The organism is Microbacterium invictum, assembly GCF_034421375.1.
GTDB lineage: Bacteria > Actinomycetota > Actinomycetes > Actinomycetales > Microbacteriaceae > Microbacterium > Microbacterium invictum_A.
The window spans coordinates 1,325,319-1,338,521 of the sequence record NZ_CP139779.1 but is presented as its reverse complement, the minus strand read 5'-3'; the positions used below and the strand labels follow the sequence as shown (position 1 = coordinate 1,338,521).

Below are 13,203 nucleotides of genomic sequence, written 5' to 3'. Positions count from 1 at the left end.
CCCGCGCCCGGGGAACTGCCACCTTAGTCATCAATAACCCCAAGAATGCGGTCGACGATATTCTGCAGGCGGTTGAGTCGCCCGGGCACGGCGTCGAGCCACGGCAGTCGAGCCCTCGCTCGATCGTCGTCATTCGTCGCCAGATATCGCTCGCAGATCAGAAGCAGCGTCGTCAGTTGCTCTTCAAGCTCGACTTGGTCTTGAGTGCTTCCCGCGATCACCCTCGCTTCTCTTAGTGCCGTGATCAACTCCTTGAGGCCGAAGACCGGGACAGGGTCGCCATCTGCTGGAGCCTTCTCGCTTGGAGCCCAGTCCGACAGAGCAACCACCCAGGCGTTCCGCGCCTTCCCGGCGTCGCCGACTCCGTAGAGCGGCATGACCAGTTCCAGGAGCCGGATTGGCTTATCGGCTCGGCGGTCGAGGTCCGGAATCTGGACGCGTGGCGTGCCGCGACCGAACGCGGGGTGGGCGGTGATCGTCGTAATCGATCCCGGGGCGTAGTGCTTGCCCCGGGCGGAGAGATCCTCGATTAGCCGGCCCTGTAGGTGGGCGAGCTCTCCCACGTTGATCGGCCACCAATGCGGCATCTCTTGCTTTCGGAAATAGGCGGTGACGTGAACCTGCCCCGCGCGAATCTGGAACTGGACGAGGACAAACGCGGGAAACAAGCGCCTTTCAGCAGAGAGATCTGCGGACGGCTCGACCAGAATGGCGACGGCCCGGCTGGTTTCCGCATCGTCCGCAAGAGCACGCGCCGCTTCCTTCAGTTGGTCCGTGTGGCCGGTTTGCAGTTCCGGGTCAACCGACCCGTGGGCGCTGATCCTCTGTCCGTGGTTAAAGCTGGCGCCTCGGCCCGCTCGAGGCGACTGCCACCACCCGATCGTCCGATCGAACCATGCTTGTGGATCCGATTCAGTTGATGGCAGATCCGGGTAGAGCGGAGGGATGCTCAGCCCGCTAGCACCGTCAATGACAACGCACACGAGTGGAAGAGCAGCGGAATTGTGCGGAGTCGGCAGCGAGACAATCCGCTCGTGCACCTCTTGCGCCGTCGTGCCAACTATGCGCCCCCTCTCCGCGTCATCGTTGAGATACCACTGCGAAGTCGGAAGGTTATGGAGGTCGATCGCCCCTCCCGGGCCAACAGGCTTGAGATCTACGATCGTCACGCCCGCAGTCCGGGGCGCCGTGGGGGCGATCGTCAGGAGTCGCGCAATGGGCGAACCTTGATTATCGATGTGCCCTGCGCTGGGAGCGCTCACTACCAGCATGCGTTGCTCAGCATCGACGGTCGTCAGACCTCGGTGCGACAGCGCAAAGGGCCGAGAGACATGCTTGTGGCCGTGTAACGCGATATCTACCCGCTGTGTGGCGAGCCATTCGAGGACCTCGCCCAAGTTCAGTATCGACTCATAGGGCTTGATTTCGGCTACCGCACCGACCGGCATGAGCTGATGGTGCATCACGGTGATTCTCAACGGATCGCGGAGTGGCTTCGACGCGATTTCAAGAGCCTCGGCTGCATGCCGGAGTTGATGCTGCCCGAGCCACGCTATATCTACTTCGCCCCGTTCCGCCCAGGCTTTGAGAAGCTCGGTGACCGCCGGATCTCCTGCGTTAGGAAGTTGGCTAAACCGGGAGTCGAGAGCGGGCTCAATCGGCAGGTCGGTCTGACAGAGATCCGCAGAGTTGATCGCAACGATGACATACGAGCCATCCCTCGCCGTGAGCGTTGTCGGCTGGGCCGGAGCCTCATCTGCTCCCGGCCAGTCAACGCCTTCTAGCAACGGCGTGATGTAGCCGTGCTTGCGAAGCTGAACAAAGTCCTCATAGCGCTCAGAGGATGAAGGTGGCGCTCCGCGGAGTACATCATGGTTCCCCGGCACCACAACGACCCTCTCAGGCGGCACCACGGCCGGCACCAGCGGCGCAAGGATCTCCGGCAGACGACGGTAGCCACCGGGATCATTGCGGTCAACGATGTCGCCCGAGATGACGATGCAGTCGAGCCCGAGTTCGTCCTCGTTGACGGCGCGTGTCAGCGCCTCGAGTGTCGAGCGCAATCGGTCCCCCGCCGAAGCCTGAGCCGAGGCGGGAACAGCATTCTGCTTGTTGTCGGCAACCAATTCGTCATCGCGATCACCGTGGAGATGGAGGTCGGAGAGATGCAGGATGCGCGCCACGCCCCTATCATGGCCGAGAGGCGCCCATTCCAGAGCTTGGTTTCGGGGCGAGTTCGCACAGACCTGACACGCAACCGGCCATCGAGCACATCGCCGTCTCGGGCGCTGGCGTTCTCGAGTGGAGCGTGATGGAGAGAATGCTTGCGTTCTGGGTGGGACTCAGACGTCGGTGAACTCGCCTCTCTGGATCTCGTCGCTCCACGTATCCGAGAGGCCCGACGCGGTCCCGCTCTCGCGATCTTGAGCGACGCGCAACGAATTTCACTCGGAACAGTCACCTCCCGCAGACCGGATTCGATCAAGGAGTTCAGCGCAACAGCACGAAGCCGTCGTCCGTGGCGTTCAGGACAGGGGCGGTTCAATATTCACCGCCGCCTCCAACAGCCACGAGTTAGTATTCGTCGCGCAGTTTCCGAATCCGCCGCGACGCACGTGTCGCACTCGGCCTCACATCAACTTCTTCGTTTCCCGCCACGATCAGGGTGCGATTTCTCGCCGGCAACCTCGCATTACAGCGTTCGTGATGCGTCCGGTAACGAGGTTCGTTGATGCCCGAGAAGCCTCGCGCACCTGCGGAGGCCGACTCTACGAGCCTGTTGCGCGTGGCGGCAGCATCCACCGGAATCACCTCCACCTCGTGATCCGCGGTCCTCCGACGGCCTGCGAGCTGAACGTCCGAGAGATGCAACACTGTCGCCTCACTTCCCCGCGCAGGTCTTTCCGCACCCCACTGACTACGTAGACCTCGCAGCGCACGGCTCGCCATCCGCGGACAGTGGCGCATACCCCGATACGCTCTGGACCGGAGGAGGGGAGATGGAATATCGCAACGCACAGTCCGCGTTTCTTGCGCAGGCCGCAGAGATCTTGTCTCGCGGCCAGATGGCCAACGTTCGCGGGGCGGTCACTCGTGAGCTGCGCCAGGTGACCATCACCCTCCTCAATCCACTCGAACGCTGCATCGTCATACCCGGCCGCAATAACAATCCGTTCGCCGCGATCTACGAGACGCTGTGGGTCCTTTCCGGCAGGAACGACATCGGAGATCTGGTGAGTTACCTTCCTCGGGCGGCGGACTTCTCCGACGACGGCAAGACCTGGCGCGCCGGTTACGGTCCCCGGTTGCGGGCCTGGCATGGCGTAGATCAGCTCACGGCAGTCGTCGACGTCCTGACGCAAGACCGGCAAAGCCGCCGAGCTGTGATGTCGATCTTCGACCCCGCGCTCGACTATCAGCCGTCGAAGGACATCCCCTGCACCAACTGGCTGCAGTTCACGTGCCGCGATGACGTCCTGGACCTCGCGATTACGGTCCGCAGCAACGATCTGATGTGGGGATTCACCGGCATTAACACGTTCGAGTGGAGCGTGCTGCACGAGATGATGTCGTTCTGGACGGGTGCACAGGCAGGGAGCGCTACCTATTTCATCGGCTCGCTCCATCTCTACGAGCGCCACTTCGGGCGAGTCGAACGCATGCTCGGCAACGCGCTGGCCGAGGACCCATATCTGGCGGGTGCGGCGCCGCAGTTCATGACCCCGCTGGTCGAATTTGATGCGGCGCTCAACCAGTGGTTCGAATTGGAGGCGCAAGCGCGTGGAGGGCGGAGCCTGGACGCGGAAGCTCTGGCAAAGGTCGCCGATCCACTACTCCGAGACTTCCTGACGATGGTGAACGTGTACTGGGCACACCAGCGTGGGGAAGGTTCGCACTTCGACTTGGTCGCCGACCTCGGTCTCCGCGCTGCCGGCAGAGAGTTTTTGTCCCGCGACGAAACGCTGTCGAGCGCTCCTTCGATAGACGTCTATCTCGCCGACTTCGTGGTCTCACTTCATCGCGTGAAGGCGGATGCATACGGTGACAGCTGGAAACGGCGCGGCGAGCTACTGTCGATCCTGCCGAACGTCGCCCGCAAGGTCGATCGCCTGGAACGCTTGGACCTCGAGCGCGGGGCGCCGAGTGTCAGTTTCGACACCGCCGTCGACCTGTTTGTGTACGCGGTTAAGCACCGCACGTTCCTTGCAGACGTCGAATCGAACCCGGGGCTTGCGTCGTGGAGCGACGGAGTGGAGGGGTTCGAGCGCGTGGCCAGACAATACATGACCGGCGATGCGACTATCGATATCGAAGCCGCTCGCAGCATGGTCCTGGGCGCGTACCACCACGTAGAAGCACAGGTAGTGGGCGGCACGAACAGTGCCGCGGAACGAGCAACAGCCGTGGAAGCGCTGGCGTCGTCGGCATGGATTCTCTTGGCGACGCTCGCCCGCAGGAACCCCTGGGTCGTGCGTGAAGCAGCGGCCGAGCTCGTTAAGTTTGCGGACTGGAAGGATTGACGTGGGACGGATAGCGCCGGAGCCACGCGACGAGGTGTTCGACATCTTCTGGCGGTTCACCGCCGAGCGTCACCGCGTCTACGAACGACGGGTCGCGGGCGAGCCTGGGCCATGGACGGACGACGCGATCCTGCGTCAGTTCAAGTTCTGCAACGTCTACCGCGCTGCGGACCGCGTCTCCCAGGGCCTCATCAAGGAGGTAATCTACGTGGACGACGCGACGGCAGCTGAAGACCTGGCGTTCCAGATAGTGCTGTTCAGAACTTTCAGCAACATCAACACGTGGCGGTCCCTCGTCCATCATCTCGGGCGCAAGCCCGTCATCGACGACCTCTGCGGCAACAGACTCGAAGAGGCACTGAATGCCGTGCGTGCCGAGAACAGCAGGCTGTACACGGGTGCATTCATCCTCTGCGCGACGGACGCGTACGGCCGCGGCATCAAGCACCTCAACCACGTCGAGCTGTTCCGCGACATGTTCGTCATCCAGAACCTGCAGAAGCAGATCCTTGAGGCGTCATCTTTGAAGGACGTTTACGACGCTTTGCACCGGTTTCCACTGATGGGCGACTTCATGTCGTACCAGGTGGCGATCGATCTCAATTACTCCGAGTTGACCGACTTCTCCGAGAACGACTTCACGCAACCGGGCCCTGGTGCGCTCCGCGGAATCAAGAAGGTGTTTGAGAGCACGGGCGAATACTCCCCCAGCGATGTCGTGCACTGGATGGTCGACCGGCAAGAGGAAGAGTTTGCAGCCCGCGACCTGACATTCAATGGGTTGTTTGGGCGACCGCTGCAGGCCATTGACGTGCAGAACCTCTTTTGCGAAACGGACAAGTACTGCCGTGAGGCGCTGCCTGATCTGAAGAGCGCGCGTACACGAATCAAGGCCAAGTTCGCCCCCTCACCCGAACCGCTCGACGCCTTCTTCCCACCGAAGTGGGCCATCGTGGCTCCGACACTGGAAGCGATAGCCAGTTAAATCGCGTTTGGAGGCGTGAGATTCGTGTCCGAAAATCGGCCATGAAGCGCCCTTCGACCAGACCTTTGTATCGCCCGCGAGATCCAGTGCGCCTGGGGTCTGGTCCGTCGCATCGGCGATGAGCGTCATGCTTCGATGATGCCGGGCGCTACGGCGAAAAGCTGCCGCATCTCTAGCGCGGCCCAACGGATCGCCTTCGCATCTGCTCGGGCCCCAAGTTCGGGCGTCGCGCGAACATGGATGGCGACGCGCCTGCCGGCCGCTTGGACGCCGGGCCGCCTCCCCTGTCGTGCCGCTATCAGGCGTCGACGCCGAAGGCGCGCAGCAGTCCGGCGCGTGGGATCATCCGGCGCGGGCCGAGCTGGACCGTCGGGATGGTCCCGCTCTCGATGCCGAGCTTGATCGTGCGGTAGTCGACGCCGACGAGCTTCGCGGCATCCTTCATCGTCAGGGCAAGCGAATTCGGCGATGAGTTCATGACCTTCTCCTCCGCTGATTGGTAGATGTCATCACTTGCTCACGCACTGTACACCGGTGAGTGGCCGATGTCATCACTTGCTCGCATTCCCCGAAACTGGGAAACTCGCAGCATGCCTGAACTCTCGATCGAACTGATCGACGACGAGATCCTCGACGCCGGCGACGGCATTCACATTCCACGCTCCTGGGTCGCCGTCGTGACTGGTCTTCCTGACATTCCGGGCGCCGTGCGCGCGCACGTCGTGTACGACCCGACGCTGAGGCGGGCGGCGGCTGAGTCGATTCGAGTGGATCGGAGCGGCCAGGGCGATGAGGTGACCACCACGCTGCTGCGCGACCTCCGAGTGCAGGCCATCGTCAAGTGGGCCGCGGCTCGCGTTGTCCGCATTGACGGTGATCTCTCCGAGCCGGAGACCTACGGACAGTACCTGGCGCGCCTGCGGGCGGACGAGTCGCGCTCCGAGGAACAGAACCTGCGCGAGGCGGTCAGGCTCTACCGGCTCGCTTCCGTTATCAACGACGGCCCACTCAAGCTCGTCTCGGAACAGCTCGGCATCAGCGTCAGCACCGCGACGCGCATGATGAATCGCGCCCGCGTTGCGGGTCTTGTCGACGAGGCCACCGGTCGGGAGGTCCTCGTTCAGGCTCGCGAGCAGCAGCTCCGCGAGCAGTTCACCGGACCTGTCGTCCGCTCAAGGCCATCGGGGCCCTCGATCGGTCGCTGACACCATTGGGATGCGTTAACGCGCATTTGAGCCCATCTGAGCACTCTGCCAAACAAAACCAGCCGCTGCGAGCAGACCGCCCAAAGTGGTGCTCTTCCGGTTGCCGCGAATACCGACTTGGCCGCATCCATTTCTGACATGTCCCCGAAGCTTGCTCCAGGACTAACAACTCTTGCCCGCATTTTGGCCGCATCTTATTCGCTGCTGGCTGTTTTCGGACGTCGCCGGATGTCGCAGTGGTCTCGAAAACCCGCGTAAATCCGCGGAAGTTGTTGTTCGACGCCGCTATGCAAAATGCTCAAAACGTGTTCGAGTCCCTCCAGGGGACCCGAACAAGAGCGCACATCGCCCCTCACGCCCGCGGTGTTGCCGGATCACCCTCGGCCGGAGCCGCCGACGCGCCCTGCGTCGTATTCGCCAAAAGGCTCTGGGCCCGCAGCAGCTCGTCGGACCTGACGGTGACGTCCCACCGCTCCGCGAGGAACTGCTTGACGGAGCTGAAGTCGCGGCGGCCCCGGGTGGCCGCATGTCCGACGAAGCCGAACACCGCTCCCCAGAGAGCGCCGAGTCCGAGGCCGAGGATCAGCAGCAGGATCCACGCCGCGATGTTGTCGGACAGCAGCCCAAAGAGCAGTCCGATGAGAAGGCCGAACCAAGCGCCCGAGGCGGCGCCGTAGCCGGCGGCCGTCCAGTTCGTCATCCGCCCGGTCACCTGCTCCTCGATCCGGACGTTGTAGCCGATGATCGCTACGTGTTCGACGGGGAACTGCTGATCAGACAGCCTGTCGACCATCGCCTGCGCGTCGGCGTACTCGGTGAAGCTGGCCAGCACGGAGCGTGCCTGGCTGGGAGCTGCTGCGTCGGTCATGGTCGGTCCCCCGGTTCCTGCGGTGTCGGGCCTCACCGAACACCTCGGCTGGCCTCAACGCCCATCGTCCGCCTCGTCGTAGACCACGTCAACGGCCTCCGAGCCGCGCACCCCGCAGTGTGACGCCCGATGACAGCCCGGTCGACCTCCCCGGACGTCATCCCGATGCTGGAAGCATGAGCAAGCAGATCCGGTTCAACGCCTTCGACATGAACTGTGTCGCGCACCAGTCATCCGGCATGTGGCGTCATCCCGATGACCAGTCCGCCCGGTACAAGGACCTCTCCTACTGGACCGACCTCGCACGGCTTCTCGAACAGGGCACCTTCGACGGCATCTTCATCGCCGATGTGCTCGGCACCTACGACGTGTACGGCAACTCGAACGAGGCCGCGATCCGTCACGGCGCGCAGGTGCCGGTGAACGACCCGATCCTGCTCGTGTCGGCGATGGCCGCCGTCACCGAGAACCTCGGATTCGGGGTGACCGCGGGTACCGCGTACGAGCACCCCTACCCGTTCGCCCGGCGCATGTCGACGCTCGATCACCTCACCAAGGGCCGGGTCGGCTGGAACGTCGTCACCGGATACCTGCCGAGCGCCGCGCGGAACATGGGGCACGACGACCAGCTCGAGCACGACCAGCGCTACGACGTCGCCGACGAGTACCTCGAGGTGCTCTACAAACTCTGGGAGGGGTCTTGGGAGGATGACGCGGTGGTCCGCGACCGCGGGACCGGCGTCTTTACCGACCCGGCCAAGGTGCACGAGATCGGCCACTACGGCACTCACTACACCGTCCCCGGCATCCACCTCAGCGAACCGTCGCCGCAGCGAACGCCCGTGATCTATCAGGCGGGGGCCTCGCCGCGCGGCATCGCGTTCGCCGCCGGCAACGCCGAGGCGATCTTCGTCGCCGCCCCCACCAAGCACGTCCTCAAGTCGACCGTCGCGCGCATCCGCGACGCCCTCGAAGCCGCGGGGCGTCCACGCGACGCCGCGAAGATCTACACCCTGCTGACGATCATCACCGACGAGACCCCCGAGAAGGCGCGGGCCAAGCACGCCGACTTCTTGCAGTACGCCAGCCCAGAGGGGGCCCTCGTCTTCATGTCGGGGTGGATGGGCGTCGACCTGTCGGAGTACGACCTCGATGACCCGATCGGCAACGTGAAGAGCAACGCCATCCAGTCGACGGTCTCGAACTTCCAGGCCGCGAACGACGATGGCGAGGAATGGGTCGTCCGCGACATCGGCCGTCACAGCGCGATCGGCGGTCTCGGCCCGCTGATCGTGGGCGGGCCGGAAGAGATCGCCGACGAGCTGCAGGCGTGGGTCGACGAGACGGATGTCGACGGTTTCAACCTCGCCTACGCGATCACCCCCGGCACGTTCGAAGACATCGTGAAATGGGTCATTCCCGAGCTGCGGCGCCGGGGCGTCTACCCCGAGGCGTACGAGCCCGGCACCCTGCGGCAGAAGCTGCACGGTCGCGGCGACCGCCTCCCGAGCGACCATCACGGATCCCGCTACACCGTCGGGCAGGGCCTCCCCGTCGGGTAGCGTCGCGGTATCGGACAGGATGCCACGGCTGCCGCGCAGCACCCGCAGAATCGTCACCTCGGTGGCGGGTCTGGTGTCGCGCCGCCGGCGCCGGTGACCTGGCGGGCGTCGATCGTCACCGCTCTCGCCTGGGTGACGGTCCTCGGCGCGCCGCTTCTCGCGGGTGCGCTCGATCCCGGCACGGGCCTCGCGGCGCGGCTGCCGGTGGAGACGATCCTCGTGCTGCTGCTCGTCGTCGCCGTTCGCGGCGTCTTCCAGCGAGTCGTCGCGTATGCGTTCGGGGCGGTCACCGTGATCGCGGCGCTCGTCGCCCTGCTCGACCTGACGTTCCGGGGAACGATCGATCGCGGATTCGCCGCCACCGAAGACTGGCGCGCCGTCGTCAACGCCTACAAGGTGGTGCAGGACGTCGTGGGGCCGTTCACCGCGGCCCTCGCAGCGCTCGTGATCATTGGTGTCGCTGTTGCCGCCGTGTTCGTGGTCGGCCGGTGCGTGCTGCGGTGCGCCCGGTCGGTGACGCATCTGGGCGCGCGGGGACGGATGGCGGTCGCCGCCGCGGCGACCGCGTGGGTGATCCTGTCGGTCGTCGGGGCGCAGCATCCGACCGGAGCAGCTGTCGCGGCGGCGGATGTCACGAGAACCCTCGTCGGCGAAGCCGTGCAGGCGGCGGAGAGCATCCCCGACCAGGAGGCGTTCGAACGGGCGCTCCAGGACGACTCGCTCGCCGGTAGCGCTCCCGGCGACCCCCTCGCCGGGCTCCGCGGCAAGGACGTCGTGATCGCGTTCGTCGAGAGCTACGGCGAGGTCGCGGTGTCGGACGCCGACGAGATGGCGGGCATAACGCGGCTGATCGACGAGAGCGCCGCGCGGCTGGCCGAGAACGGATACCGCGCCGAGAGCGCGTTCCTCACCTCCCCCACCTTCGGCGGCGTGAGCTGGCTCGCCCACGGCACGTTGCAGAGCGGCGCGTGGGTCGACACGCAGCAGAAATATGACGCGCTGCTGTCGAGTGAGCGGATGACGCTGAGCCGCCTGTTCGGCGAGACCGGGTGGCGCACGGTCACGGTTAACCCCGCGCACACCGAGCCGTGGCCGGAGGGTGAGGCGTTCTACGGCTTCGATCGGATGCTCGACGAGCAGGAACTCGCGTACGCCGGCCCCGCCTTCGGCTTCGCGCGCGTGCCCGATCAGTTCACCTGGCAGCGCTTCTTCGACGAGGAGCTGAGCCGCGACGGCGCGCCGATCATGGCCGAGGTCTCCCTTGTCTCGTCGCACACGCCGTGGAGCCCGACGCCCCGGCTCGTGCCGTGGGCGGACCTCGGCGACGGCAGCCGCTTCGCCGGACAGCTGGATGACGCGGCCGCAGCAGGCTTCTGGCCCGACGAGCGACGCACCCGCGCCGACTACGCCGAATCGATGGAGTACTCGCTCGGTGCGACCCTGTCGTTCGTCGAGACCTACGACCCCGAGGATCTCGTTCTCATGCTGGTCGGCGATCACCAGCCCTCTCGTGTCGTCAGCGGGCCGGATGCCGACAGCGACGTGCCCGTCACGATCGTGTCGAAAGACCCCGCGGTGTTCGAACGGATCGAGGCGTGGGGATGGGATGCCGGGTTCCGCCCGTCCGTGGATGCGCCGGTGTGGCGCATGGATGCCTTCCGCGACCGGTTCGTCGACGCGTTCAGCGGCTGACGCCCGAGTGTTACGGATCGTGACTGCGATTTCCGGCCTTCCGGAGCCCGCACTTCGGAGGGCGCCGAATAATCGGAGCACGCCGCCGTCGGCGCGCGGCCCCACCGACATCCGATCTTCGACAGAGGAGTACTTATGAGCACGACCTCCCCCACGACCATCGCCGACGAAGTCACCGCGTTCGTGCCCGGCTTCTCCGAGGCCGTCGGCCCGAAACTCTCCGCGGTCTTCGACGGTGAGCAGCGCGACCTGCGCGAGGCCGGTGTTCCCGACGGCGTCGTGTCGGTCGGCGACACCCTGCCGGCAGCCACGGTGATCGATGTGCGGGGGGAGGCGCGTGACCTCGCCTCGCTGCTCGGCGACCGCCCGGCGGTGCTGGTCTTCTACCGTGGCGCGTGGTGTCCGTTCTGCAACATCACCCTCGCCCACTACCAGCGGTCGCTCGCACCCGCCCTCGACGAGCGCGGGGTCGCTCTGATCGCGATCAGTCCCCAGTCCCCCGATGGCACCGCCGCGGCCGTCGAGAAGGGCGAGCTCGGCTACACCGTCGTCTCCGACCCGGGCAACGCGCTCGCGCACGAGCTGGGCATCGTCACCGCGCCGAGCGCCGCCGCGCAGGAGGCCCACACCGAGCTCGGCTTCGCCGTCAAGGACAGCAACGCCGATGACACCCCCGCGATCCCGTTCCCGTCGGTGATCGTGCTCGACCCTTCCCGGACCGTCGTCTTCGCCGACATCCAGGTCGACTACACCCAGCGCACCGAGACGAGCGAGATCCTCGCGGCCCTCGACGCGCTCGACACCGTGAGGGTCGGGTAGCGTCGCGGTATGACCTCCGGTACCAGCACCCAGGACAAGGCCCGCACCCTTCAGACGCTCCACCAGGCACCCGAGATCCTGCGGGTGGTGAACGTCTGGGACGTCATCAGCGCCCGGACGATCGCCGACCTGCCCGAGACCCGCGCGCTCGCGACCGCCGGGCACTCGATCGCCGCGAGCCTCGGCTACCCCGACGGCGGGATGCCGCTCGACACCGCCCTCGAGGCGGCGGGGCGGATCGCCCAGTCCGTCGACCTGCCGGTCAGCGCCGACCTCGACGACGGGTACGACGAGCCGGGCGAAACGGTGCGCCGCGCGATCGGGCTCGGCATCGTGGGCGCCAACGTCGAAGACCGCATGCGCCCCTTCGACGATGCCGTCGCGCGGGTCCGCGCGATCGTGCGTGCGGCCGAGGCCGAGGGCGTGCCCTTCCAGCTGAACGCCCGCACCGACGCGCTTCTGCGCGGCGGCGACGCCCCGATCGACGAGCGCATCGAGGAGGCCATCCGGCGCGGCCGCGCGTTCCTCGACGAGGGGGCTGCCGTCGTATTCGTCCCGGGCGCCATCCAGCGTGCGCACGTCGAGCGGATCGTCGAGGCCCTGGGCCGCGGGAAGCTCTCGGTCATCGGATTCCCCGGTGCCCTTCCGGCCAAGGAGTACGAGCAGCTCGGCGTCGCCCGCATCTCGTACGGCCCGCTCACTCAGCGGGTCGCCCTGCGGGCCCTGCGCGACCTGGGCACGTCGCTCTACGGCGACGGGGTCATCCCCGACGACACCCCCGAACTCAACTGACGGCGCTCCCGCCATGTTCTCGGTGACCGAGGTCGTGACCATTGCGCGGCCGCGCTCCGACGTGTTCGCGTACCTCACCGACGCCGGCCGGCGCCCCGAATGGGATGACACCGTCATTTCGGAGGCGCTGACCTCGCCGCCGCCGGTCGGGGTGGGGAGCACGATCCACAGCCGGATGCGAGTGATGGGCCGCGAGGTCGACTTCGACTGGCGGGTCACCGAGTACGTGCCGCCGGGACGGATGGCCATCGTCAGCACGAAGGGGACGTTCCCGACATCCCTCCTGTTCGAGCTCACCGACGACGGGGCGGCGACGCGCGTCAGCGCCACCATCGACGGCGAGCCGTCGGGCATGCTGCGGCTGGTGGAGCCGATGATCGAAGACACCATCCGCTCGACCCTGGCGACCGGGCTCGGCCGGGTGCGCCAGATTCTGGAATCGCGCTGATCGTCGTCGAGAGATCGGTCGATCTCGGATGACGCGGATGCGCCATCATGGAGAGGTGACCTCCCGTCTTCCGCTCCTGCTGTCCCTGGCGTCGCTCGGCATCCTGTTCCTGTCGATCATCTTCGTCTTCCTGCTCGTGATCGGCAGCTACTTCGGCATCGTCCCCTTCACCGAGAACCACGAGTCGACCGAGTCACTCGCCCGGGCGCTGGCGCTCGTCGCCTGAGCCGCCGCCTGCTGAACCGTGATGTGACCGAAGACTGACACGGCCACTGGTCTGGCACGAGTCGGTCCATCAGGTTAGGTTCCTCA

At 65.8% G+C, this 13,203-nt stretch carries 12 protein-coding genes; 9 read left to right on the top strand and 3 right to left on the bottom strand.

All coding sequences use genetic code 11. The features are described from left to right. Positions 1 to 23: 23 nt before the first annotated feature. The gene (locus T9R20_RS06455; protein ID WP_322411706.1) at positions 24 to 2,183 is read right to left on the bottom strand and encodes a metallophosphoesterase; all 2,160 of its coding nucleotides are present in this window, start codon (positions 2,181 to 2,183) and stop codon (positions 24 to 26) included. Between the two features lie 816 nt (positions 2,184 to 2,999). On the opposite strand from T9R20_RS06455, the gene T9R20_RS06450 reads away from it, so the two are divergent. Both T9R20_RS06450 and T9R20_RS06445 read left to right on the top strand, forming a co-directional pair. After that, complete coding sequence (locus T9R20_RS06450) at positions 3,000 to 4,520, top strand: thymidylate synthase (RefSeq protein ID WP_322411704.1); 1,521 nt, start codon at positions 3,000 to 3,002, stop codon at positions 4,518 to 4,520. A gap of 34 nt (positions 4,521 to 4,554) precedes the next feature. Next, positions 4,555 to 5,505 (top strand): nucleotide kinase domain-containing protein, encoded by a 951-nt coding sequence (locus tag T9R20_RS06445; RefSeq protein WP_322411703.1) that lies wholly within the window; start codon positions 4,555 to 4,557, stop codon positions 5,503 to 5,505. A gap of 298 nt (positions 5,506 to 5,803) precedes the next feature. Here T9R20_RS06445 and T9R20_RS06440 read toward each other — a convergent pair whose 3' ends face one another. Then, positions 5,804 to 5,983 (bottom strand): helix-turn-helix domain-containing protein, encoded by a 180-nt coding sequence (locus T9R20_RS06440; protein WP_318247053.1) that lies wholly within the window; start codon positions 5,981 to 5,983, stop codon positions 5,804 to 5,806. A 112-nt stretch (positions 5,984 to 6,095) separates the two neighbouring features. On the opposite strand from T9R20_RS06440, the gene T9R20_RS06435 reads away from it, so the two are divergent. Further along, complete coding sequence (locus T9R20_RS06435) at positions 6,096 to 6,710, top strand: hypothetical protein (protein ID WP_322411702.1); 615 nt, start codon at positions 6,096 to 6,098, stop codon at positions 6,708 to 6,710. Positions 6,711 to 7,062: 352 nt separating this feature from the next. On the opposite strand, the gene T9R20_RS06430 is transcribed toward T9R20_RS06435, so the two are convergent. Beyond that, entirely contained in the window at positions 7,063 to 7,578 is a 516-nt protein-coding gene (locus T9R20_RS06430) for a general stress protein (RefSeq protein WP_322411701.1), read from the bottom strand. 176 nt (positions 7,579 to 7,754) lie between these two features. Between T9R20_RS06430 and T9R20_RS06425 the strand changes: the two genes are divergently transcribed. The 6 genes from T9R20_RS06425 (at position 7,755) to T9R20_RS06400 (ending at position 13,117) form a co-directional block, all read left to right on the top strand. Beyond that, positions 7,755 to 9,140 carry an LLM class flavin-dependent oxidoreductase gene (locus T9R20_RS06425; RefSeq protein ID WP_322411700.1) on the top strand — a complete coding sequence of 462 codons (1,386 nt, stop codon included), beginning with the start codon at positions 7,755 to 7,757 and terminating at the stop codon, positions 9,138 to 9,140. Between the two features lie 93 nt (positions 9,141 to 9,233). Next, a complete protein-coding gene (locus tag T9R20_RS06420; protein ID WP_322411699.1) occupies positions 9,234 to 10,832 on the top strand; it encodes a sulfatase-like hydrolase/transferase in 1,599 nt (532 codons plus the stop codon). 135 nt (positions 10,833 to 10,967) lie between these two features. Further along, a complete protein-coding gene (locus T9R20_RS06415; RefSeq protein WP_322411698.1) occupies positions 10,968 to 11,651 on the top strand; it encodes a peroxiredoxin-like family protein in 684 nt (227 codons plus the stop codon). 9 nt (positions 11,652 to 11,660) lie between these two features. Beyond that, complete coding sequence (locus tag T9R20_RS06410) at positions 11,661 to 12,443, top strand: isocitrate lyase/phosphoenolpyruvate mutase family protein (protein ID WP_322411697.1); 783 nt, start codon at positions 11,661 to 11,663, stop codon at positions 12,441 to 12,443. A 13-nt stretch (positions 12,444 to 12,456) separates the two neighbouring features. Beyond that, a complete protein-coding gene (locus T9R20_RS06405; RefSeq protein ID WP_322411696.1) occupies positions 12,457 to 12,891 on the top strand; it encodes an SRPBCC family protein in 435 nt (144 codons plus the stop codon). 55 nt (positions 12,892 to 12,946) lie between these two features. Continuing rightward, on the top strand, positions 12,947 to 13,117 hold the full coding sequence (locus T9R20_RS06400) for a hypothetical protein (RefSeq protein ID WP_322411695.1): 171 nt from the start codon (positions 12,947 to 12,949) through the stop codon (positions 13,115 to 13,117). Positions 13,118 to 13,203 lie beyond the last annotated feature (86 nt).

What these genes read in the sequence shown, in the direction of transcription:
- T9R20_RS06450 (WP_322411704.1), top strand. Translation starts at nt 3,000, where the DNA reads ATGGAATATCGCAACGCACAGTCCGCGTTTCTTGCGCAGGCCGCAGAG.
- T9R20_RS06440 (WP_318247053.1), bottom strand. Translation starts at nt 5,983, where the DNA reads ATGAACTCATCGCCGAATTCGCTTGCCCTGACGATGAAGGATGCCGCG.
- T9R20_RS06405 (WP_322411696.1), top strand. Translation starts at nt 12,457, where the DNA reads ATGTTCTCGGTGACCGAGGTCGTGACCATTGCGCGGCCGCGCTCCGAC.
- T9R20_RS06435 (WP_322411702.1), top strand. Translation starts at nt 6,096, where the DNA reads ATGCCTGAACTCTCGATCGAACTGATCGACGACGAGATCCTCGACGCC.
- T9R20_RS06415 (WP_322411698.1), top strand. Translation starts at nt 10,968, where the DNA reads ATGAGCACGACCTCCCCCACGACCATCGCCGACGAAGTCACCGCGTTC.
- T9R20_RS06410 (WP_322411697.1), top strand. Translation starts at nt 11,661, where the DNA reads ATGACCTCCGGTACCAGCACCCAGGACAAGGCCCGCACCCTTCAGACG.
- T9R20_RS06430 (WP_322411701.1), bottom strand. Translation starts at nt 7,578, where the DNA reads ATGACCGACGCAGCAGCTCCCAGCCAGGCACGCTCCGTGCTGGCCAGC.
- T9R20_RS06425 (WP_322411700.1), top strand. Translation starts at nt 7,755, where the DNA reads ATGAGCAAGCAGATCCGGTTCAACGCCTTCGACATGAACTGTGTCGCG.